22 protein-coding genes and 2 pseudogenes are annotated in these 23,520 nt (G+C 51.6%); 18 read left to right on the top strand and 6 right to left on the bottom strand.

Annotated features, from left to right (window positions below; genetic code table 11):
* Window positions 1-7 precede the first annotated feature (7 nt).
* The 3 genes from ABD796_RS11410 (at window position 8) to ABD796_RS11400 (ending at window position 2,780) form a co-directional block, all read left to right on the top strand.
* On the top strand, window positions 8-577 hold the full coding sequence (locus ABD796_RS11410; protein WP_344907610.1) for an SF0329 family protein: 570 nt from the start codon (window positions 8-10) through the stop codon (window positions 575-577).
* On the top strand, window positions 552-1,082 hold the full coding sequence (locus tag ABD796_RS11405) for a transposase (RefSeq protein ID WP_344907607.1): 531 nt from the start codon (window positions 552-554) through the stop codon (window positions 1,080-1,082). The genes ABD796_RS11410 and ABD796_RS11405 overlap by 26 nt, the downstream gene beginning before the upstream one ends.
* A gap of 192 nt (window positions 1,083-1,274) precedes the next feature.
* Window positions 1,275-2,780 (top strand): DHA2 family efflux MFS transporter permease subunit, encoded by a 1,506-nt coding sequence (locus ABD796_RS11400; protein WP_344907604.1) that lies wholly within the window; start codon window positions 1,275-1,277, stop codon window positions 2,778-2,780.
* Window positions 2,781-2,807: 27 nt separating this feature from the next.
* On the opposite strand, the gene ABD796_RS11395 is transcribed toward ABD796_RS11400, so the two are convergent.
* On the bottom strand, window positions 2,808-3,803 hold the full coding sequence (locus tag ABD796_RS11395; RefSeq protein ID WP_344908930.1) for an acrylyl-CoA reductase family protein: 996 nt from the start codon (window positions 3,801-3,803) through the stop codon (window positions 2,808-2,810).
* A 122-nt stretch (window positions 3,804-3,925) separates the two neighbouring features.
* Between ABD796_RS11395 and ABD796_RS11390 the strand changes: the two genes are divergently transcribed.
* Window positions 3,926-4,522: a TetR/AcrR family transcriptional regulator gene (locus ABD796_RS11390; protein ID WP_344907602.1), complete on the top strand. Its 597-nt coding sequence runs from the start codon at window positions 3,926-3,928 to the stop codon at window positions 4,520-4,522.
* 75 nt (window positions 4,523-4,597) lie between these two features.
* Here ABD796_RS11390 and ABD796_RS11385 read toward each other — a convergent pair whose 3' ends face one another.
* Entirely contained in the window at window positions 4,598-5,467 is an 870-nt protein-coding gene (locus tag ABD796_RS11385; RefSeq protein ID WP_344907599.1) for a LysR family transcriptional regulator, read from the bottom strand.
* Between the two features lie 108 nt (window positions 5,468-5,575).
* On the opposite strand from ABD796_RS11385, the gene ABD796_RS11380 reads away from it, so the two are divergent.
* From ABD796_RS11380 to ABD796_RS11350, 8 genes and pseudogenes are all read left to right on the top strand, one after another.
* Window positions 5,576-6,778, top strand: coding sequence for a YbfB/YjiJ family MFS transporter (locus tag ABD796_RS11380; RefSeq protein ID WP_344907596.1), 1,203 nt, complete (start codon window positions 5,576-5,578; stop codon window positions 6,776-6,778).
* A 25-nt stretch (window positions 6,779-6,803) separates the two neighbouring features.
* Window positions 6,804-7,442, top strand: a pseudogene (locus tag ABD796_RS11375) (NAD(P)H-dependent flavin oxidoreductase); the annotation flags it as partial.
* Between the two features lie 243 nt (window positions 7,443-7,685).
* Window positions 7,686-10,103 carry an RNA polymerase recycling motor HelD gene (helD, locus tag ABD796_RS11370; RefSeq protein WP_344907593.1) on the top strand — a complete coding sequence of 806 codons (2,418 nt, stop codon included), beginning with the start codon at window positions 7,686-7,688 and terminating at the stop codon, window positions 10,101-10,103.
* 39 nt (window positions 10,104-10,142) lie between these two features.
* Window positions 10,143-10,250, top strand: a pseudogene (locus tag ABD796_RS35645) (FAD-dependent monooxygenase); the annotation flags it as partial.
* Between the two features lie 83 nt (window positions 10,251-10,333).
* A complete protein-coding gene (locus tag ABD796_RS11365; protein WP_344907590.1) occupies window positions 10,334-10,840 on the top strand; it encodes a DinB family protein in 507 nt (168 codons plus the stop codon).
* Window positions 10,841-11,238: 398 nt separating this feature from the next.
* Window positions 11,239-12,027, top strand: coding sequence for an ABC transporter ATP-binding protein (locus ABD796_RS11360; protein ID WP_379120352.1), 789 nt, complete (start codon window positions 11,239-11,241; stop codon window positions 12,025-12,027).
* 55 nt (window positions 12,028-12,082) lie between these two features.
* Complete coding sequence (locus ABD796_RS11355; protein ID WP_344907587.1) at window positions 12,083-13,072, top strand: ABC transporter substrate-binding protein; 990 nt, start codon at window positions 12,083-12,085, stop codon at window positions 13,070-13,072.
* Window positions 13,069-13,827 (top strand): ABC transporter permease, encoded by a 759-nt coding sequence (locus ABD796_RS11350; protein WP_344907584.1) that lies wholly within the window; start codon window positions 13,069-13,071, stop codon window positions 13,825-13,827. Before ABD796_RS11355 ends, ABD796_RS11350 begins: the two co-directional genes overlap by 4 nt.
* A 15-nt stretch (window positions 13,828-13,842) precedes the next feature.
* Here ABD796_RS11350 and ABD796_RS11345 read toward each other — a convergent pair whose 3' ends face one another.
* The gene (locus ABD796_RS11345) at window positions 13,843-14,304 is read right to left on the bottom strand and encodes a winged helix-turn-helix transcriptional regulator (protein WP_344907581.1); all 462 of its coding nucleotides are present in this window, start codon (window positions 14,302-14,304) and stop codon (window positions 13,843-13,845) included.
* Between the two features lie 137 nt (window positions 14,305-14,441).
* Between ABD796_RS11345 and ABD796_RS11340 the strand changes: the two genes are divergently transcribed.
* From ABD796_RS11340 to ABD796_RS11325, 4 genes are all read left to right on the top strand, one after another.
* On the top strand, window positions 14,442-14,975 hold the full coding sequence (locus ABD796_RS11340) for a DUF4242 domain-containing protein (RefSeq protein ID WP_344907578.1): 534 nt from the start codon (window positions 14,442-14,444) through the stop codon (window positions 14,973-14,975).
* Window positions 14,976-15,006: 31 nt separating this feature from the next.
* Complete coding sequence (locus ABD796_RS11335; protein WP_344907575.1) at window positions 15,007-16,074, top strand: acyl-CoA dehydrogenase family protein; 1,068 nt, start codon at window positions 15,007-15,009, stop codon at window positions 16,072-16,074.
* 262 nt (window positions 16,075-16,336) lie between these two features.
* Window positions 16,337-17,017, top strand: a complete 681-nt coding sequence (rpiA, locus tag ABD796_RS11330; protein WP_344908928.1) for a ribose-5-phosphate isomerase RpiA — start codon at window positions 16,337-16,339, stop codon at window positions 17,015-17,017.
* 103 nt (window positions 17,018-17,120) lie between these two features.
* On the top strand, window positions 17,121-18,713 hold the full coding sequence (locus ABD796_RS11325; protein WP_344907572.1) for a sigma-70 family RNA polymerase sigma factor: 1,593 nt from the start codon (window positions 17,121-17,123) through the stop codon (window positions 18,711-18,713).
* A 197-nt stretch (window positions 18,714-18,910) separates the two neighbouring features.
* On the opposite strand, the gene ABD796_RS11320 is transcribed toward ABD796_RS11325, so the two are convergent.
* On the bottom strand, window positions 18,911-19,633 hold the full coding sequence (locus ABD796_RS11320; RefSeq protein WP_344907569.1) for an alpha/beta fold hydrolase: 723 nt from the start codon (window positions 19,631-19,633) through the stop codon (window positions 18,911-18,913).
* 156 nt (window positions 19,634-19,789) lie between these two features.
* On the opposite strand from ABD796_RS11320, the gene ABD796_RS11315 reads away from it, so the two are divergent.
* Together ABD796_RS11315 and ABD796_RS11310 are read left to right on the top strand one after the other, a co-directional pair.
* Window positions 19,790-20,701, top strand: coding sequence for an AraC family transcriptional regulator (locus ABD796_RS11315; protein WP_344907566.1), 912 nt, complete (start codon window positions 19,790-19,792; stop codon window positions 20,699-20,701).
* A 151-nt stretch (window positions 20,702-20,852) separates the two neighbouring features.
* Window positions 20,853-21,530, top strand: coding sequence for a hypothetical protein (locus ABD796_RS11310; protein ID WP_344907563.1), 678 nt, complete (start codon window positions 20,853-20,855; stop codon window positions 21,528-21,530).
* 84 nt (window positions 21,531-21,614) lie between these two features.
* On the opposite strand, the gene ABD796_RS11305 is transcribed toward ABD796_RS11310, so the two are convergent.
* Both ABD796_RS11305 and ABD796_RS11300 read right to left on the bottom strand, forming a co-directional pair.
* On the bottom strand, window positions 21,615-22,526 hold the full coding sequence (locus ABD796_RS11305) for a helix-turn-helix domain-containing protein (RefSeq protein ID WP_344907560.1): 912 nt from the start codon (window positions 22,524-22,526) through the stop codon (window positions 21,615-21,617).
* Window positions 22,516-23,370: a Gfo/Idh/MocA family oxidoreductase gene (locus ABD796_RS11300; protein WP_344907557.1), complete on the bottom strand. Its 855-nt coding sequence runs from the start codon at window positions 23,368-23,370 to the stop codon at window positions 22,516-22,518. The genes ABD796_RS11305 and ABD796_RS11300 overlap by 11 nt, the downstream gene beginning before the upstream one ends.
* Window positions 23,371-23,520 lie beyond the last annotated feature (150 nt).

The raw sequence follows: 23,520 nt of genomic DNA, 5'->3' as shown, positions 1-23,520 counted from the left end.
GGAGTACATGTCCTGGAGCAAATTGAAACAAAATCTGGAGAGTTTTCTCTGTCCTGCGTTATACGGAAGGGTTGAATACCGTGCAACCAGCTACCGTTATTTACCTGATAAAGCTGGGCTTTGTTATATTGCGGTAGATAAAAAGAACGTACTCAATATGAGTGATACAACTACCTTAATCCGATGGTATCAGACGGAGCTGGAAATTAAGAATGATTCAACTATCCAAATTCCTATCAACAATGAAGAAATTGAAGCAGTCAGAAATGATACCAAGGGGACAGTTCCGGAGGATCGTCTAATCGTGATGGCAAGAAGAAGAAAAATATCAGAATATGCAAAGGAGCTGTTGTCGGCGCAGTCATCATTAAGTAAATCAAATTTTATCGAAGTAGCTAATAAGTTTTTATCCATTTCAATTGAGGAAAGCATAGAGAGCAATGAGATCTTATTGAATATTCTAGCTTTGGTGGACAGACGAGTCGGAAAAAAGCGAATTTTAAACATGACCGAGAAGATGAAGGTAAAGCATCCAAGTGTGCAGTATTTTTATGAACTACGGCGTAGTACATTATGAAAATGAAAATACAGTAACTGTAAAAGTAACCCGGTTCCTTGATGATACTGGGGGCAAAAATAGAGATTTTAGCCGGGGAGTGATCACTTTGGACAATAAACCTGTTATTACATTTTCACAATATCAGAAGCATTTCCTTACGGAGAAGTCTTGCTTGGAGTATCTATACAATATGAAATGGCCTGAAGGTTTTCAGTGTTCCAAATGTCGGCATACGGCTTACTATGTCATAGTGACTCGCAACTCCCCGCTTTATGAATGCAGGAGGTGCGGCAACCAGACGACCCTTACCGTCGGTACCATTTTAGAGAAGACACATACGGATATCACAACCTGGTTCGCAGCGATTTTTTTAGTCGTTCAAGATAAGCAGGTATCCACAGCGCAAATCGCAAAACAGCTCGAAATCAGCTATCAAACCGGATGGTCAATGGTGTCGAAAATCCGTATGGCATTGGCGAATCCGAGATGCATAGCAAGCGCTCCCAAGTTCAGTGATGATTGATCGTTGTTGCGGCGTTTAAGCAAAGAAGGAACAGGTTTAGTTTTCCTGTTCTTTTTTTGTCGTTCTTCCATCTTGCTTGTTTCAAAAACGATTTCCTCTCCTGAGCTAATCCGATATACATTTACTGCTAGTTAACTATAATGAATGGATATATGACCCAACTGAAAATAAGGATGGACAGGGGAGGAAAAGATGAACACAGGAATTGCAGGGAAAAAAGCTTCATCCGCAGATGTAAGCGGGATAAAGAGAGGACCTATCGTAGCGGCTTTGATTATCGGCGCATTTGTCTCGATCTTGAATGAAACGTTGTTGAATATTGCTTATCCGGAGATGATGAAACAATTCGACGTAACGGCTTCAACCATTCAATGGTTGTCTACCGGCTATATGCTCGTTATTGGCATCCTTGTACCGGTAACGGCGCTTCTTCAGCAATGGTTTACTACGAGACAAATGTTCTTGTCCGCCATGACAATCTTTCTGGCAGGGACGATTGTTTGCGCGGCGGCCCCCTGGTTCGGCATGCTTTTATTCGGACGGATCGTTCAGGCGTTGGGAACGGGACTTATGTTGCCCGTATTGATGACCACGATACTTGTTATGTTCCCTCCGGAAAAACGGGGCGGAGCGATGGGGCTGATCGGTCTTGTCATCATGTTCGCTCCAGCAATCGGACCGACGTTATCAGGCATGATCGTCGACTCGTTGTCGTGGCGCTGGTTGTTCTATCTTGTCACTCCATTGGCTGTGTTTTCCATTGTTTTTGCCGCGAGTTACCTAAAAAACGTATCCGAATTGACAAAACCGAAAGTGGATCTGGTGTCTATTCTGCTCTCCTCTATCGGATTCGGAGGAATCGTTTACGGGTTCAGCCAAGCGGGGGAAGGTTCATGGTCGGAACCGGAAGTATATGGGACGATCATTGCAGGGGGCGTATCGATTATTTTGTTCATATGGCGTCAGTTGGTCGTGAAGGAGCCTATACTTGAGCTTCGGGTGTTCAAATACCCTCTGTTCTCATTGGCTATGGTGCTCATTCTCCTTCTGATGATGATGATATTTGCAGTCATGATTATACTTCCGTTGTATTTTCAGACCGTATTGCTTATGACAGCTTTCAATTCAGGGCTGGCCTTGATGCCGGGCGGTATCCTTAATGGCATGATGGCGCCGCTTTCTGGCAAACTGTTCGATAAGTTCGGTCCTCAGGCTTTGGTTATACCGGGTCTTGTTCTGGCCGTTCTGTCCACCGGGTTGTTCATCGGAGTCGGAACCGGCGCAGATGCGTGGTATTTGATTATCCTTCATGTCATGTTGCTTGGCGGATTTTCCATGGTGATGATGCCAGCGCAAACAACAGGGCTGAATCAACTGCCTCATCATCTATACCCGCACGGAACGGCGATCATAAACACGCTGCAGCAAGTTGCCGGCGCAATCGGCACCGCTTTGTTCATCAGTATTATGTCATCGGGAACGAAGGCTTACATGAATATTTCCGAAGACCCGACTTCTCCAACTGAAGCGATGAACGGATTTGTCGCAGGCATGCAAGACGCCTTTTTTGCCGGCTTAATCATTTCTTTGATCGCTTTGGCAACCGGTTTCTTTATCAAACAGGCCAAGACTTTAAATGTTCCAACGATGGACAACACGAAAGATTCCGCCTTCAGAAGAATGGAGGAATCTTCCTGAAGGCGAAGAACGCCCATTTTTATAAGTTTAGTTTAATGCAACTACAATCCGACCGAGGGTACGGGACTGCAAGATATCTTTCAAAGCTTCAGGAAGTTCTCGCAGCGTTACTTCCCGATCCATTAAAATCTCCAGATGATTAGGTTTCAGATCAGTAGCCATACGGTTCCACACTTTAGTACGAGTATCGCTGTCGCAGAACACGGAGTCAATGCCCAGGAGACGGACTCCGCGCAGAATAAAGGGCAGTACGGTAGTAGGGAGGGATACTCCTCCTGTTAAACCGCTTGCAGCTACGGCACCGCGGTAAGCAATCTTACTCAGGATGGCCGCAAGTGTAGCTCCGCCAACAGAATCGACAGCGGCTTGCCATAATTGCTTGTTTAGGGGCTTATCGGATTGCCCTAATACATCTTCGCGAGAGAGGATTTCTTCGGCACCTAGCGCTTTGAGGTAGTCTACGGCTTTAGCATTACCAGTACTAGCATCGACATGATAACCATTTTTGGCGAGCATGGCTATGGCGGCTCCGCCTACCCCACCGGTAGCGCCCGTGACAAGCACTTTGCCTTGATCAGGGGAAATTCCATTCGATTCAAGACTTTGAATAGACAAAGCTGCTGTGAAGCCGGCAGTTCCCAAGATCATAGCTTCTTTTAAAGTAAGTCCCTCGGGAAGAGGGATAATCCAATTAGCAGGAATACGCACATATTGACTGAAGCCGCCATAATGAGAAACACCCATATCATAGCCGGTAGCTAGTACAGGCTGACCTTGAGTAAAGCGTTTATCGCTGGAGGAGACTACATAACCCGATAGATCGACTCCAGGAACAAAGGGATAGGATTTGACGATTTTACCATCTGGAATACTGGCTAACCCATCCTTATAGTTAACACTGGAGTATGCTACCTGGATAACGACTTCTCCCGTTGGCAGGTCTTCCAATGTCAAGGGTTGAGTATCGACTGAAAAAGAGGTAGCAGTCTTATTGACTACGAGTGCCTGAAATGTATCTGGCATGTATGGTTTCATTTTTATGACCTCTTATGTATCAAGATAACAAAGTTATACAATATTTATTCTGACCGGTCAACTTTTTATGTGTTAGAATAACTATACTATTCTGAACTCATGGAGGATGTATGGTACGCTACAAGAAATCGGAGGAAAGACGTAAACAAATCCTTTTCGCTGCTTTTAAGGCCCTGTCCGATTATGGATTTGAGACAGTAACCTTACAGATCATTGCAGATAATGCTCAATTGAGCAAAGGGGTTGTACATTATTATTTCGATAATAAAGAGGCCATTTTGGTCGAGCTTCTGGAGTGGCTGACGCTCAAAATTTACTTAAAAGAACGTGCAGCTACTCAGGAGCAGGATACAGCACTCGGGAAATTGGAATCTTTTCTAAATTCTGTATTTATTTCACCAGAGGAAAATCGTTCTTTCTACCGTGTCTATCTGGATTTTCTGGCACGGGCCAATCGAGTTTTAGCTTATCGTGAAATAAACCAGAGATTCTATGACAATTGTGCAAGTATTAGTACAGAAATTGTGTTACTTGGTCAACAGGAGAGGATTTTCGCTGAACATCTCTCTCCAGAAAGTACGGCTCCGATTATCCGCGCGATCATCGATGGCTGTCTGATTCAGTGGCTGATGTCTGACAGGGACGAACTGCATGCGGTGTTCAAGAAATCCTGCTATGATGCGATAATCCATTTACTAATGAAATGAAGAAATAACGAAGTTATCACAGTTTTGTGATGACTTTTTTTCGTTTGAACTGCTTGAGGGCTTATACAAGTGGAGTTAAATAAATCTTTCTTTTGCTATACGTATTAACTCCGATACGGCCGGAGTATAGTATGAATCTTTGCGGCGAACAAATAAAGTCGCCGTTTTGAATGATTTCTCCGCTATTTTTTGAATTTGAAGACGATAGTGTTCTTTCGCTCTCTCCACAACTGAATGGGGTAATAGTGAAATGCCAAGCCCCGCATGAATACATCCAAGGATTCCTTCAACTGTACCGAACTCCATAATTTTGGCCGGCTTTATTCCTTTGAGACTTAACCAATCTTCATATTTTTGACGGTAGGAGCACCCCGTTCTAAAAACGAGTAGAGTTTGGTTTTGTAACTCTTCCATTCGTTCCATGGATAAATGTTGTCCTCCTGTTACGAGCACAAGTTCTTCATAACCGATCGTCGTTGTTTCTAACTCTTCATGCCCCATTGGCGCGGATACGAATGCACCGTCCAATTCAAACTTCAGGACTAGCTTAGTAAGTTCGTCCGTAGTGCCCGTTTTCAATGTTAAATCGACCTCTGGATAGGAACTATGATAATCGGCGAGAATATTCGGCAAACGAATGGCAGCTGTAGTTTCAAGGCATCCTACTCGAAGCGGTCCTTGTGGTGTTGATCTATCCGATACGACTTGTTTCGCCTCTTGCGTAAGAGATAAAATTTTCTCTACATAGGATTTAAGGATCTGTCCCGATGTAGTGAGCCGAACTCCTTGACGCTGCCTAAAAAACAAAACGGTATTCAGTTCATGTTCAAGCTGTTGAATACGTATGCTTATACTCGACTGAACATATTCCAATTTCTCGGCAGCACGTGTAATGCTGCCTTCGTTGGCGACAGTCAAAAAAATGTGCATGTCGCGGATTTCCATAAACATTCTCTCTTTCTTGTATTGATTTTTTTAATGCAAAGTATCGCATACCTTCATTTTACACAATATCATGATGGAGTTAAAATGAAAACCGGAGGGGGAGATCCATTGACACATTCAGATATACAAGTAAAAAGCAAAGCTGCTTCGACAAAAATCTTAATTGGCGGATTTGTTATGCTAACTATTGCAATGGGGATCAGTCGTTTTTCATATACCTCGATACTCCCATTTATGCAGTCACAAATGAACTTATCCATAACAGAAGCTGGTTATTTGGCGGCAATTAATAATTTGGGTTACTTGGTTGCAGCTTTTTGCGCGGGTTTCATTACATCCGGAGCGCGAAGATCTACTCATCTGCGAATTCAGTTGGTGTTATGCATGGTAACAACAGGATTAATGGGGGTTACGTCTTCGTTTTCTTGGTGGATGATACTCCGTTTCATAGCGGGCTTGAGCAGCGGTTTTATTTTTGTCCTTGCCTCAAGTTTAGTTTTGGATGCGCTTCTCGCGGACAAACGTGAAAAATGGATCGGTATTTTTTACGGCGGGGTTGGATTCGGTATTGCTTTATCGGGGTTACTTGTTCCCTTATTCGGACTTCACTCCTGGAGGGGAGCATGGATAGGGCTCTTGGTTGTTAGTATCATTCTTGTGGCCATGATTTGGAGATCTGTCCAGGAGCCCCAAAAGCAACACCTGCCTCTAAAGGGCAGCGCTAAAGCTTCTTTTATAAAAGAAACCCATTTATTCGTTTATTTGCTTATTGTTTATGGTCTTGAAGGCTTGGGCTATATTGTCAGTGCGACGTTTTTAGTTTCTTATGTCAAACAAATTCCGAATATGGAGTTTTTTTCGGATTATAGCTGGATTATCGTCGGCGTAGCGGCGGTGCCCTCGACTATATTCTGGTCTTGGTGTATGGGTAAGATGGGTTATGTAAAGCCATTGATACTTGCGCTTATTCTCCAGGCTATCGGAGTTATATCGCCTGTATTACTACCTAATATTTTCGGTGTAACTCTGGGTTCAATTCTGTTTGGCGGGACCTTTATGGGGATTTCCATGCTTGCAATTACCGCGGCTCGAGCACTAAAACCAACGAGCGGCAATCAAGCCATTGCGTTGATGACTGGTTTTTTTGGGACTGGACAAATCCTTGGTCCCGTAGGGGCAGGCTTTGTTTTGAGTACAACAAATCGTTACGACATATCCTTGGCTCTTGCTGCCTTGGTACTTGTTATTGCTGTAATTGTAATGATAGTGGGTCATGTTGTGTCCAATGGGAAAACTCTAAAAAAGGTTTAACTACGCAAGTCAATCGATTAACGTAAAGCAGGGGACAACTGTGATAGGAACAGCATCTATTGTTGAAGAAGCCAAGCAGTTGGAGTTGGCAGGGGTAGATGCCATTGTAGCGCAGGGAAGCGAAGCTGGAGGGCATCGAGCAACGTTTCTGAGAAGGACTGCGGATGTTTTAATAGGAACAATGGCTCTAGTTCCTCAGATTGTGGATCAAGTAGCCGTTCCTGTTATAGCATCAGGCGGGATTATGGATGGAAGAGGCCTCGTAGCGAGTCTTACATTAGGAGCATCTGCCGTACAAATGGGTACTGCATTTCTAGCGTGTATGGAAAGTGGTGCTTATACTGTTTATAAAAAGGCAATTCTTTCGGCAAACGAAGACTCCACTGTAGTTACGCGTGCATACTCAGGTAGAGCGGCTCGTGGTATTCAGACTAAATTTATTAGAGAGATGGATCAATATCCCGGAGTCATTCCTGCTTTTCCAATTCAGAACGCGATGAAAAGAGATATTCGACAGGCAGCGGCTAAAACGAATAATCCGGAGTATATGTCGCTATGGGCAGGTCAGGGGCTTAGATTAGCAACCGATCATTCTGCAGGTACACTTATTAAACAGACTATGTCTCAATCGCATGCACTTCTTGAAAAAATGATCAAGGGGTGATAGGAACAACCATGTTGGGGATCAAGAGGGGAAGAAAATAAAAAAAAGCTTGGCAAATGAAGCCAAGAGACAGAAAATAATTGAACGCAAAAAAACGCCATGATATAATGGATGGCGCAATCGAAAATCATGTTAATAATGGTGTCCCACTTACTTTCCCTAATTTTAGTGTACACCAGTAACCTCTGATTTGTCAATGCTCTTTTTATCCAATCTGGACTGAAAAGGAGTGTTCATAAAACCATGGAAGCGAAGGAATGGCGGACAGAACAAGAACGGCTGGATCAGGTTAGGGAAAAGCTGAAAGCGAGGATCGACGAGTTGGAACCGGTAGTTACCGGTCTGCGCGATCAGGCTGCGGAAATTCGCAGGCGATTCTGGGAAGAAGTTACCGTAAACACAAGCACGGACGAAGATTTTGAAGAAACCTTTTATACGATCAAACAACAGGCTGCGGTGTTATCCGAACGGGAGCGCCGCCACCGGCATATGACGCAACAATGGAGGAGCTTAAATCGGCTGCTCCCTTCTCCGTATTTCGGACGCATCGACTTTCTAGAGGACGGACTGAACCTGAGCGAGCAGATATATATCGGCGTATCCTCCTTCCTCGACGAAGATGGATTGAGCTTCCTGGTGTACGACTGGCGCACGCCCATCGCGAGTTTGTACTATGACTATTCCCCCGGTCCGGCCTCGTACGTCACGCCAGTCGGGCAGATCACGGGTACGATGGAGCTGAAACGGCAGTATCAGATTCACAACGGACAAATCCGTAATATGTTTGATGCCAGCGTAACGATCGGCGACGAGCTGCTCCAGCAAATGCTGAGCAAAGGCGCGGACTCGCAGATGAAGAGCATCGTCTCCACCATCCAGAAAGAGCAGAACGCCATCATCCGTAACGATAATAGCCGGCTGCTTATTGTGCAAGGAGCGGCCGGCAGCGGAAAGACCTCTGCGGCCTTGCAGCGTGTGGCGTATTTGCTTTACAAACACCGCGATTCACTTAAGGCCGATCAGATCGTTCTTTTCTCGCCGAATCCGATCTTTAACAGTTATGTATCCTCCGTCCTTCCCGAGCTCGGCGAGGAGAATATGCAGCAGACGACCTTGCAGGAATATCTCGATTATTGGCTAGGGTCATCCTTAAGTCTGGAGGATCCCTTCGATCAGATCGAATTTGTGCTGACCGCACAGTCAACGCCAAATTACGAGGCTCGTCTTCAGGGGATCAAGTATAAGGCGTCGGAGTCTTTCTTGAGAGCCTTGCAGAACTATGCGCAGTGGCTGGGACGGGAAGGCATGCTTTTCAAAGGCATCCGATTTCGGGACCGTGATCTGATTACCGCGGAGCAGATGAGATCGCAATTTTACAGCTACAACCCCTCCTTGCGCTTGGCCAATCGTGTCGATCTCCTGCAAAAATGGCTCTTGAAGGAGCTGTCATTACTGGAACGCAAGGAACGAACGGCTTCTTGGGTAGAGGAGGAGTTGAATTATCTCGAGAGCGAGCAATATGCGGAAGTTTTCGGCCTGCTGCACAAGGACAAGGAAGTGTTTGACATTGCCGAGCATTACGCCGTAGTTAGGGAGAAAATTACCAATAAGTCCCGGGAAGATGAAGGCGACTTTGACTTTGCCGAGCGAGAGCAGAAGTTGCTCAGCGAAGCAATCGTGAAGATGAGCTTCAAACCGCTAAGGCAAAGCGTAAGGAAATTATCGTTTATCGATATTCAAGGCGTATACGCCCAATTGTTCGGCGATGAAGCTGCTTACCGGGAGAGGACGGATGAAGACGAGATCCCTGTTCTATGGGCTGAAATCTGCAAACAAACCAAAGGAAAGCTGGACCGGTTCGAATTATGTTATGAGGATGCGACTCCGTATTTGTATATCAAAGAACTGATCGAAGGCGTTCGCACGAACACGGAGATTCGTCATGTCGTCGTCGATGAGGGGCAGGATTATTCGACATTTCAATACGAGTATCTCAAAAAACTGTTCCCGCGTGCCCGCATGACTGTTCTCGGCGATTTCGGACAGGCGATCTTTACGCAGGAGACAAAACTGCAGGAGTCCGATTCGCCGCTCGTTCGGCTTTATGGCGAGGACGAAACAAGCTTGATCCGCCTTGTGCGCAGTTATCGTTCGACTCGGGAGATTGTGGAATTTACGAAAGTATTGCTTTCGGATGAGTCGGAAATCGTACCCTTTGAAAGGGGCGGACCGAAGCCTCTTCTAACCAGGTTAGAAGGCGGAGAGAAGCGTGACGCGCGCATATGGAAAGACATCGCGGCGCTTAAAGCCAAGGGCTTCGACTCTATTGCCATCATTACGAAGACCGCGGCTGAAAGCCGCATAGCCTTTGAATCATTACAGATGCAAGGAAGCGAAGCGCTGCAGCTCATTACGAAGGAGACGGTTACCTTTGAGAAAGGAGTAATGGTTATTCCAATATATCTCGCCAAGGGTGTTGAGTTCGATGCCGTTCTGATTTATGAGGCTTCGTCTCAAGCTTACGGCCGGGAAAACGATCGCAAGCTTCTGTACACCGCATGTACGCGAGCCATGCATCAACTGCTGCTTTATACAACAGGGGATTGGACACCGTTCGTGCAGGCATTGCCTGCGAATTTGTATGAGGAAGCAACCTATTGACGGAATCAGAGCCCAATCCGCTCCTAATGCAAATAGCCTTGGCCGCTAGTCGGCCAAGGCTTGATTCGTTTCCTATTTGCCACTGGTAAACGCAATACAGGCATGCAGGACGCATATAATCTAGGATGGAAACTCGCTGCGGTATTGGTAAAGCCGATCCCGCCGGCAGCAGGTATTGGGCTTTGCAACCGAGAATACAACTTTTAGGAATTATAGAAAGGGAGGTTTTCATGGAACTTCAAGAAATCAATCAAAAATTAAAAGAAACGAGAGACGAATTACTGGAAATTCTTAATGGATTGAGTGCAGATCAATTAAACAAACGGAAAGATGCCTACAGCTGGAGTATTGGTCAGGTGTGTCAGCACTTGGTTAAAACAGAAGAATTATATGCCGCAGCCATAAGGAGAGGATTAAGGAGCAAGGAAGATTCATTTCTGGAACGTAAACCATTGGATTTTTTGCTCGATCGAAGTAACAAGTTGGAAGCTCCTGATATTGCTAAACCAACGGATGAAATTTTTGAATATAAAGACATCATCGATAAACTAAACCTTTCAAGAGAGAAGCTAAATGAACTATTGAACACCGTAGAGGACCCGTCCGTGCTGAGCAGAAGATACTTTACACACCCGGTCTTTAAAGAGATGTTATTGATTGAATGGGTCAGATCGCTGTACTTGCATGAACAAAGACATATGGAACAAATTATTGAAATTCGAGATGGATGTAAGTAAATTGGATGGAGCCGCAACGCATTGGCTTGGGTCATCGGTTCGAAGCTTATCAGAGTAGGGGCGAAGCAGAAGAGCATCCTCGGAGAAGAGAATGCTCTTTTGGCGTTGCAAATTGAATTTTTCCCGTGCCGACATCGGAATCCATTCAGCTTGCTGGCGGGTAGCATCGGAAATCCGCTCCAAGTGGCGGAGCCGGATTTTGCCCGATTGGCTGGTTACGGGCCTCGAATGATCCGGTAATATAAAGGACGGACAGGCATTCCGGCGTGTCCGGATCTTTTATCAAATAATGGTTGTATTTTTATACAAAGTATAATAAAATAACTATCGACAACAATTCATACTAATCAGGTATGAATTATGAGTTAAGGAGAGAAGGGGAAGGGGTGAATCCGCTGGTGAGCGATTCCGCAGCAGTCCGGGTGCTCGACCTGTGTAAAAGCTTTGGGTCCGATCGGGGCGATTCAGAGCCGGTATTGAGCGATATTTCGTTCAGCGTGGAAAAAGGGGAGCTCGTCTCGCTGCTCGGGCAAAGCGGATGCGGCAAGAGCACGCTGCTGAACATGATCGGCGGCTTCGAGAAGCAGGATAGCGGTCAGATCGTCATGGCCGGCCAGCCGGCGGCCCGTCCAAACCGCAAATGCGTCATGCTTTTCCAGCATTATGGCCTTCTGCCGTGGCGGACGGTGTTGAAGAACGTGGAGCTGGGCCTGGAGGACTCGGGTTTGGACGCCTCGCGACGCAGGCAGCGGGCGCGCGACTATTTGCGGCTTGTCGGCCTGGACGACAAGCAGGACCATTTTCCCCGCGAGTTGTCCGGCGGCATGCAGCAGCGGGTGGCGTTGGCGCGTGCGCTCGCCCTGGAGCCGGAGATCATTCTCATGGACGAGCCGTTCGCGGCGCTGGACACGTTCACGCGCTATTACTTGCAGGACGAGCTGCTGCGCATCCGGAAGCAGACCAAGATGACGATCATTCTCGTCACGCACGATATCGACGAAGCGGTGTATTTGTCCGACCGGATTCTGATCATGAGCGCCAATCCCGGTCGTCTGGACAAAGAAATACGCATCCAGGCGGCTAGACCGAGAGACAGGGGGGACGGGGAATTCCAGCATTACCGAAAGCAGATTCTTGAGCAGTTTCACTTCGACCGCCCCCCGTCGCCAGCGGAGTACAGCATTTAGCGTTGCGCCAGACGGAGCGCTCGACCGCTCCGCATCACGTAAGGGGGATATGAGGATGAGGTTGGGCTTGCGCACGTACAGGGCATGGGCCGTCTTGCTGATATTAACCGTCATGGTAGCCGCATGCGGGCAAGGCGTCAAACAGGCGGAAGCGCCGGCAGGGAAGGACAGCAAGAAACCGGTCATTAAAATCGGTTATTTGCCGATTACCCACGCCGCGCCGCTGTTTATTGAGGAGGAGCTGGGAAAAAGCAAGTTCAAGCAGTTCGAGCTGCAGCTGGTCAAGTTCGGCTCGTGGCCGGATCTGATGGATGCCCTGAACACCGGCAATATTCAAGGAGCTTCGGTGCTGATCGAGCTGGCCATGCGGGCGAAGGAGCAGGGCATTGATTTGAAGGCGGTTGCGCTCGGGCACAAGGACGGGAACGTCGTCGTCACCGCCAACGACATCCAGCAGGTCGCCGATCTGAAAGGAAAAAGCTTTGCCATCCCGCACAAGTTTTCCACGCATAATGTGCTGCTTTACCTGATGCTGAAACAGAGCGGCATGAAGCTGTCCGACTTGAACGTGGTGGAGCTGCCTCCGGCGGAGATGCCGGCCGCACTCGCCGAGAAGCGGATCGCAGGATATGTCGTGGCCGAGCCGTTCGGAGCGAGGTCGGTGGCGATTCAGAAAGGCAAGGTGCTGTTCCAGTCCGAGCAGCTGTGGAACGATTCCGTCGATTGCGGGCTTGTCCTGCGCGGAGACTTCATCCGCAGCAACAAAGACGCCGTCGCCGAATTCGTCGCGGAATACGTCAAGGCCGGAGCGGTCGCGGAGCGCAAGGATGCGCAGGCGAAGCAGATTTTGTCCAAATACATGAGCGTGGAAGACAAGGTGCTGGACTTGTCGCTGCAATGGATCAAGTACGACGAGTTGAAGCTGGACGCGGGATCGTACAAAGAGCTGCAAACATACATGAAGGAAATGGGACTCATTCCGAATCCGCCGTCGTTCGAAGATTTCGTAGACAATTCTTTTATTGACGAGGCGATGAAGCGATGATCAGGCAGCTGACGAAGACGTCCCACGTGCTGATCGGTTTCGTCCTCCTGCTGGCGTTCTGGCAGGTGACGGTGCTGATCGGAGGGTTCGAGGAATCGCTGTTTCCGCCGCCGCTTAAGGTGGGGAAAGCGATTGTCTCGCTCATCGAGAACGGCAGCCTGTGGACGCACCTGCAAGTCAGCCTGCTGCGGTTCGGCATCGGCTATTCGACCGCCGTCGTATCGGCGGTCGCGCTCGGCCTGACGTTCGGGCTGCTGCCGCGCCTGTGGGTCTATATCGATCCGATCGTGCAAGTGTTGCGGCCGGTATCGCCGATCGCCTGGTCGCCCTTTATCGTGCTGTGGTTCGGCATCGGCAACGCCCCGGCGATCGTCATCATTTTTTTGGCCGCCTTCTTTCCGGTGCTGCTGTCGACCGTATCGGCCGTGCGCAAAGTGGAGCCGATTTATTTGAAGGTGGCCCGCAATCTGGAGATGCGGCGGTTCCCGCTCGTCGCCAAAATCATTTTACCGGCATCGTTTCCCTATATTGCAAACGGTCTGCATATCGCGATCGGCACGTCGTGGATTTTCCTTGTCTCCGGCGAGATGGTCGGAGCTCAGTCCGGCCTCGGCTTTCTGATCGTCGATGCGCGCAATTATTTACGGCTCGATCTCGTGTTCGCGGGCATCATCTGCATTGGGCTGTGCGGCCTTCTGCTGGATAAAGCCGTCGGTCTGCTGGAGAGATGGATCGAGCGGCAGTGGGGGCGCTAGGACCGAGCCGGCCCGTCAGCCGACCGGAGTCGGCGCGGGAGCGGACTCGGACGCCGACAACTCGGTTACCTTCAAATCCGTGACATGGGTGTCGCAATGCGAACAGTAATAGGCGATGCTCACCTCGTGGCCGCAAGTCTGATGCACCAGCTTTTTGTAGCACTTCTGCAAATGCTCGCGCCCCCACAGCACGAGCGAATGAAACACGTGCTCCAGCGCCTGGCCGCTTTCCGTTGCCGTATATTCGTAGCGGGGCGGGTGCTCGGAGTACAGCCGCGACACGATCAGGCCGGCTTCTTCCAAATATTTCAGCCGCTCCGACAGAAGCCGCGAGGAGACGCCTTCCAGCGATTTTTTGATTTCGTTGAACGTCGTGCGTCCGACCAGCACCTCGTGAATAATGAGCAGCGTCCAGCGGTCGCCGATAATGTTCAGCGTTTGGGCGATATTGCAGGGCAAGTCGTATCGGTCTTTCATCGAATAACCTCCATCGGCCGTTTTGTAAGTATCATACCACAATTATGCGGCTAGTAAGTTGATTTTTGCAACCAAGTAATCTAATATTACCATTGGATAGTAGGTTTTAAAAATATACTTACTGGAGGAGAACGAACATGTCGTTGTATTTGGTAGAGTCCGCCCTGGCGGCGGTGGCAAAGGACAAGGAAAGCCTGGAGAGCAAGCTGGCCGCGCTCCGCGAGGAGTTGGCGACCCGCGAAGCGAGCTTGATCGAGGTGCAGGTGTCCAAGGATTTCAGCCGGGCCTTCTTTATTTTCGAAACGTCCGGGCGCGACAGCCTGCTGGAAGGACTGCGCCAAGCGGGCATCCCGGTCGTCCTGAGCAAGCCGGTGCGGCTGATCGGCCAGGAGCTGGAGCAAGTGAAGGAACAGTCGGAGACGGTCAATTATTTGGTCGAGTGGAACTTGCCGGAGCATTTGACGATGGAGCAGTACTTGGAGCGCAAGAAAACGAATTCCGCCCATTACGCGGAAGTGCCGGAGGTCGCCTTCTCCCGTACGTATGTATGCGAGGATATGACCAAGTGTCTATGCTTCTACGACGCTCCCGGCGAAGCGGCGGTGAAGAAAGCCCGCGCGGCCGTGAAGGCGCCGATCGACTCGATTACGGAAATTATTTCGGGAACTTAACACGCGAGCAGCGGATCTGGGGTTGAATGATATGATCTTGAACGATACGGAACACGGCAAGCTCTTGAACCAGCTCATCCAGCGCTCCTTGAAGCCGGTTGTGCACAAAATCGACGCCGAAGCGTATTATCCGGAGGAGTATTTGACCGGGCTCGGCCGAACCGGGCTGCTCCCCGCCCGCCCGATGCCGGAGGCGGATATTCGCGCCGTGCAGTTGTCGCTGGTCGAGCAGACGGCCCGGACGTGCATGACGACCGCCTTTAACCTATGGTGTCATTTGGCGGCGATGACTTATGTGAGGGCGAGCGGCAATTCCTTTTTGCAAAACGACATTCTCCCGCTCCTGGAAACAGGCCGGATGCTGGGGGCGACCGGACTGTCCAACCCGATGAAATATTACGCGTGTCTGGAAAGCCTGTGCCTGAAGGCGAGGAAGTCCGGCGACGGGTATATCGTGACCGGCAAGCTGCCGAGTGTCTCCAACCTCGGTCCGGACCACGTCTTCGGTATCGTGGCGGAGGCGGATGAGCATACGCGAGTGATGGCTTTGGTCCCTTGCTCGTCGCCGGGGCTGTCGTTGAAGGAAAAATCGAATTATCTCGGGCTCAACGGAAGCGCGACGTTCATGTGCGAGTTCAACGAGGTGCACGTTCCTGAGCGATGGATCTTGTCCGAGCAGGCCGACGAGTTCGTATTCGGCGTTCGATCCCAATTTTTGCTGTATCAAATCCCGCTCGGGCTCGGCGTCACGGCTGCAGCCGTCCGCTCGATGAAGAAGCTGAAGAACAGACAGAACGGCTGCAGCCGGTTTCTGCGCGATCAGCCCGAGCAGCTCGAGGAGGAATGGCAGCTGCTGCGGGAGGAGTTGTATCGGTTCGCCGCCAGACCGGAGCAGGAGCTGGCTTGGGACGAGGCTGTGCGTATTCGTCTGGAAGTCGTCTATTTGACCTTGAGGGCGGTCCAGTCGGGGATGCTGCATGCCGGAAGCGCCGGCTACATGCAGAGCAGCAGCGCTTCGAGGCGGCTGCGGGAAGCGTATTTTATGGCGAACCTGACGCCGACCGTCAAGCATTTGGAAAAAATGCGGCAAAGCCGGTAACGACGGCTGCCGTTCCGAGTGACGACGGTCGTCAACCGGCGCAATCGATCACAAACCGTTTACAGGCATCCTTCATCCATACCGTATACGGCAAGCCGGTTCCGAGCCTCTCTGCAGGCGGGAGCCGGCTTTTTGCCGTATGGTACGAAGTCGCCCGCCGCTGCCGGATGCATATCCGGCGCATACCGGGGAGTTGCAGACGCTGGCGGATCGGTGTACAATCCATCTCAAGAAAACGAAGCGGAAAGCGAGGGACGGTGCGATGGAAGCGAAACGATTGGCCGCGGAGAAGGCGGCGTCCTATGTGCGGGACGGAATGACGGTCGGATTGGGGACCGGCTCGACCGCTTCCTGGGCGATCAAGCGTCTGGGCGAGCGGGTAAGGGAAGGGCTGAGCATACGGGCGGTAGCGACGTCCGTCGAGTCGGAGCGGCTGGCGGAGGCTTCGGGCATTTCACTTGTGCCGTTCGCGGAGGTGCAGCGCATCGATGTAACGATCGACGGGGCGGATGAGGTCGATCCGCATTGGAACCTGATCAAGGGCGGCGGAGGCGCCTTGCTGCGCGAGAAGATTGTCGCCGCAGCGAGCGGACGGCTGATCGTCGTCGTCGACGAAAGCAAGCTGGTGCGCCGGCTGGGCGCTTTTCCGCTGCCGGTCGAAGTCGTCTCCTTCGGTCACGAGCTGACGATCCAGGCGCTGGAGCGTCTAGGCTGCCGGCCCGTTCTGCGGCTGAGCGACAACCGGCCCTTCGTTACGGACGGCGGCCATTATATCGCCGACTGCCGCATCGGAGCGATTCACGGGCACCGGCAGCTGCACGAACGGCTGAACGCGATTCCGGGTGTCGTGGAGAACGGCTTGTTTATGCAGATGGCGAGCCAGGTGATCGTAGGCTTCCGGGACGGGACCGTCCGCGAGCTGCAACGGACGCAGGAGCGCTAGGGCGGGGACGGGCGAGCGATAGGGAAAATAATAATGCGAAGCACGTAACCTTTCTGCCGTTAGGCGGCACTTGTAGACAGAGCGGAAGAAAGGGGAGCTGGTCATGGAGGAATGGACAGTATGGGTCGGGGCCGCGATGCAAGGAGAACGCTCCGCCTTCGACCGGCTGGTCGGACGGTTTTCCGGCATGGCGTATGCCGTGGCATACGAACACCTGCGCGATGCGCACGAGGCCGAGGATGCGGCGCAGGAGGCGTTCACCGAGGCGTTTCTCCATCTGGGGAGTCTGCATAAGCCGGAAGCGTTCCCCGGATGGTTCAAGACGATTGTGATCCGCCGAAGCCGCCGGCTTCTGCGCCAGCGTCGGCAGGAGGCGGTGCCTTTCCGGGAGCTGCCCGAACCGGAGGGGGCTTCCGGCGCCAGCGCGGCCGATATTGCCGAACGGAGGGAGATGGAGCGAGCTCTCCGCGCCGGCGTGGCTGCCTTGTCGCCCAATATGCGCCTGGCCGTGCAGCTGTTCTATTTCCAGGGATATTCGCTCCGGGAAATATCCGCTTGCCTCGGGACGCCGGCGCCTACCTTGAAGAAAAGGCTGTTCGACGCTCGTCGCAAGCTGAAGGGCAAGCTCCCCGTAGCCGATTTCGTCTCGGTCATCCGTCACTTGTATGAAGGAGGTACTCGCATGCTGCATATCGTCAATGGAGATTCGGTCGCCGACAAGCTGAGGCAAGGCGCCGTCAAGGGGGATATCCTCGTCTGGAGGGAAGTTTACCCGGAAGGACCGGTGTTCCCCGACCCGGCAGAGCCGTCCGCCCGTGCCGTCCGCGCGCATGATTTGGAGCGGACGCTGGGAATTCCCGCAGCGGAGTTTATCCGGACTGCGGAGGAACAGGAGCGCATATTGGCGAATTGCGGCCAATACGAAGAGGTGGTGCTTTGGTTCGAGCACGATTTGTTCGACCAGACAATGCTGTGTTACTTGCTCCACTGGTTCGCCAAGCACGGAACCGGAGACGCGAAGCTGAATCTGCTGTGCATCGGCGCTTATCCCGGCATCGAGCCGTTTCGCGGCTTGGGACAGCTGTCTCCGGCTCAGCTGTCCGGTTTGTCGGGGACGTGGCAGACGGTCGGTCAGGAGGAGCTTCGGCTCGGAAGCGCGCTGTGGGAAGCTTACGCGGCCCCCGACCCGGAAGGGCTGCAGCGGCTCGTGACCGGCGATACGTCCGCTCTGCCGTATGCGCACAGCGCTTTTATGCGTCATCTGGCGCGTTTTCCGTCCACCCGCAACGGGCTCGGAATCGTTGGGCAGACTACGCTCGAGCTGGTGCGTGACGGCGTTCGATCGCCGCTGGAATTGTTCAAGCAGGCAGGAGATCGGCTTCATCATCTGGGAATGGGCGATTTGCAATATTGGCATGTGTTGGCCAAGCTGACTCGGGGGCCGCATCCGCTTCTGCATATCGCCGGGCTGACCGCGTTTCCCGATTATAAGCGGGCGGTTCCCGACTTCGGAAGCTGCGTCGTTACGCTTACCGAGCAGGGCGCAAGCGTGCTTGCTGGCGAGGCGGACGCCGTAACGTTGAACGGCATCGACGCTTGGTACGGCGGCGTGCACGAGCAAGGCTGCTCGGCACGGTGGAGGTGGGACGAGCAGGCGGAGGCGCTTGCGCTGCCGCAAGCCGAAGGGACCGATTGAGCCCGCTGAAGACCGGCAAACGTCAAAAAAATCCGTGCATGCTGCGCGGATTTTTTTGCAAACGGCAACTAAGCAGGCCATCCCGGCTCTTGAATGTTCGAGCCCCGGCTTGGCAGGAAACTGGACCTTTTCGTATACATCGGGATGGCCTCCGGGTTTCGTATCGTTATCCGGGCTTCGGATTCATGCGAGATCGCTTACGCAGGAAACAACTGGACCAGCCGGCTCAGCAGTTCTTCGCTGTCGAAGACAAACGTACAATGAGCTGCGCGAAGCGAGATGACTTGTTCGCAAGGGGTGAGCGTATACATCTTTTTTTGAAGCTCGGGGCTGATCGCATGGTCATATAGAGTCGTCATATAAATGCGCTCGATGCTTCCGAAGTTGGCGTCGGTTAATCTTGCTTTTTCCCGGAAGGGTCCCATCGCTTCAGGTTGTAAACGCGATTTGGCCAGCATCAGATTCTCCGGTCCGCAATCTTCATAGAACACTTTTTCCACGGTCTCCGGGTTAATATGGAAGGAGCTGTAGTCATCGGCGAAGAGCAGATGGGAAGGAACCCGCGAGTCCTTGTCCTGCATAGTCAGATCGGATGCGGACTCACCGTTGCGGGGCAAATAAGCGCTCAAATAAACCAGAGCCTGAATACGGTTCGCACGGTATTCCGCCGCTTGGCTGATGACCAGCCCTCCGAAGCTGTGCCCCAGAAGAATGACCGGTCCTTTAACGGAATCGATCGTCGCAATAACGCTTTGCACGTAGCCCTCTAAAGTCAGAAGCTGCAAGGCGGTCTTGTCCTCGCCATGTCCAGGCAAATCCCGCGCAAGGACGGAGTGCCCCTTTTCCGCAAGCCGCCTTGCAAGATCGCTCCAACACCAGGCTCCGTGCCATGACCCGTGAACTAAAATAATGGTACTCATCTCATGACCCTCCTGAACCTTGCAGCATGTACCAATGGGTTTCCAGTGGCGTGTTTCAGCCGTACCTGATAATCTTGAAATAGGGACATTTGATAGTTTACAAGATGTCTGCTTGTCGTTATGCACATTTATTGCTTATTTTGAGAAGGAGCCCTCATGAATCGCCCCTATAAAACATCCGTCTACCGGATCATCGAGCAGACCGTCGCTTATATTGAGGAAAATATGAAGACGCCGATCTCCTTGGATGATCTGTCCGCTTCTTTGAATGTTTCCAAATTCCATCTTCACCGGCTTATCCGGCACACGACGGGCCAGCCGCTGGTTGCGTATATACGGGCAAGGAAATTGAGCAGAAGCGTGGATTATTTGCTGAACACCGACTGGAATATTATCGATATCGCCACCGAATTCGGCTTTGAGCACGAGCAATCCTACATTCGTTCTTTCAAGCGTTTGTTCGGGGCGACGCCTTCCTATTTGCGCAAGGTCTTTGCTCCCATTACGCTGACGGAAAAAATGGATCTCTCCAAGCTGGAAAACGTGGCAGAGGGCCTTGTTTTTGAACCGACGGTCGTCGTCAAGCCCGTTACTTATTTGGTCGGCAAGAAGGGCGAGGTCCATATGGAGGAGAACTATTATAAGCATACGGCCAATGCGGCGGGCAACCGTTTCTTTTACAACGATCACCCCAAAATCCCGAATAAAGTGAATGAGAATCTGTATATTGGGCTTACCCAGTTTATTAAGAATTCGGTCACGTCAGACTATATTCCCTCTGCCGAGGTCCATTCCTTGGAAGGCCAATTCGAATCGTGGGATACGACCGTTCTCCCTGCACACAAATATATGGTTTTCAAATATGTAGGCGATTTTCACCCCAGGCAGCTTACGTTTGTCCAACTGGAGCACATTTGGAATTACATAGACGGGTGGCTTCCGCACTCCATATACGAGCAGAGCGCTCCGTATTATTTCGAATATATCGATGTTGGCCTGGCCAGCGAGGACTATTGCGAAGTCGATCTGTATATTCCGATCCAAAACAAGCAGAAGCTGCTGCCTTGATTCGTTTGTAAACCCGCCAACAACCTTGATTGTATAATGCCTTTGGTCGGGTCGAGGATGACTTGCCTAAGGCTGTAAAGGTATGGTATAGGGTTTGTTGTGATAGTCAGGGGAGGTTGTCGATGTATCGACAAAGAGGGGGAGAAATCGTATGAAAATCAAACGCTGGCTGTGGCTTATTCCGGTCCTGTGCTGCTGTCTGGCAGGCTGTGGGCAGGTCGTCGTCGATTGGGCGGATTTCCTGAAGCTGAACGGAGTTTCATATACGGGTGATTGGCAGACGGTCATCGTCGATGCGAGCAGCATTGGTGAACCGGTCGGGGAAGTGAAATTCGAGTTAGCTGCCTCAAAGCACAAGAACAATTCGCGCTACAAAACGAAGGACGGAGACGCGGCGTTTTTGCCTGCTGGCACCCGGGTGTTCGCCATTAAGGGAGTGTCCGATCATTCGCTGGTTGCGGCCGCCGTGGACGGCGCATTCAATGGATACCGCGTGTACCGGCAAGACCAGAGAGCTCCAGTGGAGCTTCAAGCCAAAGATGTCGCGAGTATTCAATTATATGAGGTCGCGAATCCAAACGTACTGCACGGCAAGCATGTCCGGACGATACGGGGCGGCGATATTCCCGCCTTCCTGGCACTGTTCGACCAGGCGGTCGAGGACAGGTCAGCCGGACCGGACCGGAACCTTCGCTATGTGGTCGTCTATGAGCTGCCGGGCGGTTTGGGCATTCAGCACCGGCTTGTTGTCAGCGGGGACCGTTATTATGTGGGGCATACCGAAGCGAAGCTGCCCGACGCGATTCGAGCCTGGTTACGTCCGGAGTGATCCCTGTTGTCGACCGTCATACAACGTAACACGCGCAGAGAAAAGGTACGCGATCCGAAATGTTCGCGACAGTGAAAAGACCGGTTAAGGGGAACCGGTCTTTTTGCCTTGCGTCGAGCTGTAGTGCGAGGGAGGGCAGCCCATAATGCGCGAGAACGCTTTGCTGAACGATTGGGCTGTTTCGTAGTGAAGCTGTTCGGCGATTTGCCGTATCGACAAATTGCCGTATTTCAGCAGCTCGAGCGCCTTCTCCGCTTTTTTGTGGTTGATATACCGCTGCAGCGTCATGCCCGTCTTGTCTTTGAACGTATGCGACAAATACGTGTAGCTGTAACCGAGATCGTCGGCGATCGTGCGGATCGTTTTCAGCCCGAAAATATGCTTCTCCACGTAGCGTATGACCGAATATACCGTATACCCGACCGAATTGGCCGATTTTTGCGGGCTGTACGGAACCGTTCTGCCGCTCGTTTCGGTAAAGGAACGGTAGGAAAGCACGATGACCTCCTCCAAGTAATTGCGGATCATCGTGCGCGAGTAAGGCTTGTGGGCGTAGAATTCGTCGATGTTGCGCATAAACGGAATCATAAGCCCATACGTATCTTTCGCATGGTGGTAAGGGGAGGCCTGCAGAAATGAGCGGATGCTCGCCAGTTCCTCATCCGTCTTGTCGTTGAACATAAAGCCCATGTAAACGAACCGCAGCAGGCTGGAGGCATCCGCCGCGATCGCATGCATATGGCCGAACGCATTGCAGACGATATCTCCTTGGGTCACTTTGACGGCCTTGCCATCGCAGTAAAACACGCCGCTCCCGGACACGATATAGCTCAGCTCCAGACATTTCTGCCGATGAGAGGAGATCTCGTGTCCGCCTTCGCAGCAAATTTCCCCGATCTGGTACAGATCGATGCAGCCGAACGTAGACTCGCCTGCCGCGAATACGTTATCGAAATGAAACAGACAGCCGGCTCCGGCATGCTCCTTAAACCCCATATCCGTCGTCGGTCGGAAGCGCCATCCATTGGAAGGGAGAGGCTATCGCCAGCAGGCCTTGCTCGATGATCGTCATGATCGCGATCGTCTCCGCCGGGTCTACCGGCACTTCGCCGGTTGCGAAAAAGCGCGTCAGGCTGCGGATGAATGCCGCAAAAAAATCCGATTCGATCCGGACCGCCTCCGACTTGCCCGCTCCGTAATGAATCGACATGCTGAACGCGGCGCTGCCGAAATGGTGCATCGACGCTTGCCGTCCGTCCCGGAAGCCGATCAGCCATGCGGGCGAGCGTTCCGTGCCGACGAACATGATCCGTTCGGCTTCGCTGCCCATCAGACTGACGATCGGCTCGATCTGATGGACCGAATAGTTGGCGTATGCGCCCGGCCCGAAGCTGCAAACCATGTCGATGCCGGTCCGGTCGATTCGTTCGTATTCGGCGGCAAATCGGAGAGCTGAGGATGAATAGACCGGCGTACCGTGATTCCGCGCCGTTGCGAACAGGCGCAGCGCGGTTCCCCGGTCTGGCGCGAACGTCTTGTCGACGTAAGTCGGCTTGCCCGATTGCAGCGGCAGCGTCGCCAGCTCCTCGTGAAATTCCGGATGGTCGGGCGACAGCACGATCAAATAATCGCTGCGCTCCACAACCTCTTCGATGGTTCTCAGCAGCTCAATGCCGTTGTCCCGGCACCAGTCGGCATTCGTCCGCCCGCCGGGCGCGTCCTGCTTGCCATAGGCGAAAGCGACCCGCATGGCGCCGTTCGTAGCCTGCTCGATCCACCCGGGGTATTTGTTCGCGTGCCATTCGTCCAAATAATAGTCGATAAATCCGATTTTTTTCACGTGTTGCCCTCCTTAAGCTTGGAGCTTTGACAAATTAATTGTAGCTCGATATTCGCCGCGCACAAGCTCTGGGTTCGACTTTGCGCTTATCCCGATTTGCGGTCCTACGGTTTTCTACAGATTAACTTAAGATATTTTTAACATTTCGTT

This window comes from Paenibacillus hodogayensis (assembly GCF_039536325.1).
In the GTDB taxonomy this organism is placed as follows: domain Bacteria; phylum Bacillota; class Bacilli; order Paenibacillales; family NBRC-103111; genus Paenibacillus_AB; species Paenibacillus_AB hodogayensis.
This window is presented reverse-complemented; position numbering and strand designations above follow the sequence as displayed.

Excerpts from the sequence above, each read along its gene's own strand:
- ABD796_RS11410 (WP_344907610.1), top strand. The coding sequence starts at position 8 with ATGTCCTGGAGCAAATTGAAACAAAATCTGGAGAGTTTTCTCTGTCCT.
- ABD796_RS11405 (WP_344907607.1), top strand. The coding sequence starts at position 552 with ATGAACTACGGCGTAGTACATTATGAAAATGAAAATACAGTAACTGTA.
- ABD796_RS11400 (WP_344907604.1), top strand. The coding sequence starts at position 1,275 with ATGAACACAGGAATTGCAGGGAAAAAAGCTTCATCCGCAGATGTAAGC.
- ABD796_RS11395 (WP_344908930.1), bottom strand. The coding sequence starts at position 3,803 with ATGCCAGATACATTTCAGGCACTCGTAGTCAATAAGACTGCTACCTCT.
- ABD796_RS11390 (WP_344907602.1), top strand. The coding sequence starts at position 3,926 with ATGGTACGCTACAAGAAATCGGAGGAAAGACGTAAACAAATCCTTTTC.
- ABD796_RS11385 (WP_344907599.1), bottom strand. The coding sequence starts at position 5,467 with ATGGAAATCCGCGACATGCACATTTTTTTGACTGTCGCCAACGAAGGC.
- helD (WP_344907593.1), top strand. The coding sequence starts at position 7,686 with ATGGAAGCGAAGGAATGGCGGACAGAACAAGAACGGCTGGATCAGGTT.
- ABD796_RS11365 (WP_344907590.1), top strand. The coding sequence starts at position 10,334 with ATGGAACTTCAAGAAATCAATCAAAAATTAAAAGAAACGAGAGACGAA.
- ABD796_RS11355 (WP_344907587.1), top strand. The coding sequence starts at position 12,083 with ATGAGGTTGGGCTTGCGCACGTACAGGGCATGGGCCGTCTTGCTGATA.
- ABD796_RS11350 (WP_344907584.1), top strand. The coding sequence starts at position 13,069 with ATGATCAGGCAGCTGACGAAGACGTCCCACGTGCTGATCGGTTTCGTC.
- ABD796_RS11345 (WP_344907581.1), bottom strand. The coding sequence starts at position 14,304 with ATGAAAGACCGATACGACTTGCCCTGCAATATCGCCCAAACGCTGAAC.
- ABD796_RS11340 (WP_344907578.1), top strand. The coding sequence starts at position 14,442 with ATGTCGTTGTATTTGGTAGAGTCCGCCCTGGCGGCGGTGGCAAAGGAC.
- ABD796_RS11335 (WP_344907575.1), top strand. The coding sequence starts at position 15,007 with ATGATCTTGAACGATACGGAACACGGCAAGCTCTTGAACCAGCTCATC.
- rpiA (WP_344908928.1), top strand. The coding sequence starts at position 16,337 with ATGGAAGCGAAACGATTGGCCGCGGAGAAGGCGGCGTCCTATGTGCGG.
- ABD796_RS11325 (WP_344907572.1), top strand. The coding sequence starts at position 17,121 with ATGGAGGAATGGACAGTATGGGTCGGGGCCGCGATGCAAGGAGAACGC.
- ABD796_RS11320 (WP_344907569.1), bottom strand. The coding sequence starts at position 19,633 with ATGAGTACCATTATTTTAGTTCACGGGTCATGGCACGGAGCCTGGTGT.
- ABD796_RS11315 (WP_344907566.1), top strand. The coding sequence starts at position 19,790 with ATGAATCGCCCCTATAAAACATCCGTCTACCGGATCATCGAGCAGACC.
- ABD796_RS11310 (WP_344907563.1), top strand. The coding sequence starts at position 20,853 with ATGAAAATCAAACGCTGGCTGTGGCTTATTCCGGTCCTGTGCTGCTGT.
- ABD796_RS11305 (WP_344907560.1), bottom strand. The coding sequence starts at position 22,526 with ATGGGGTTTAAGGAGCATGCCGGAGCCGGCTGTCTGTTTCATTTCGAT.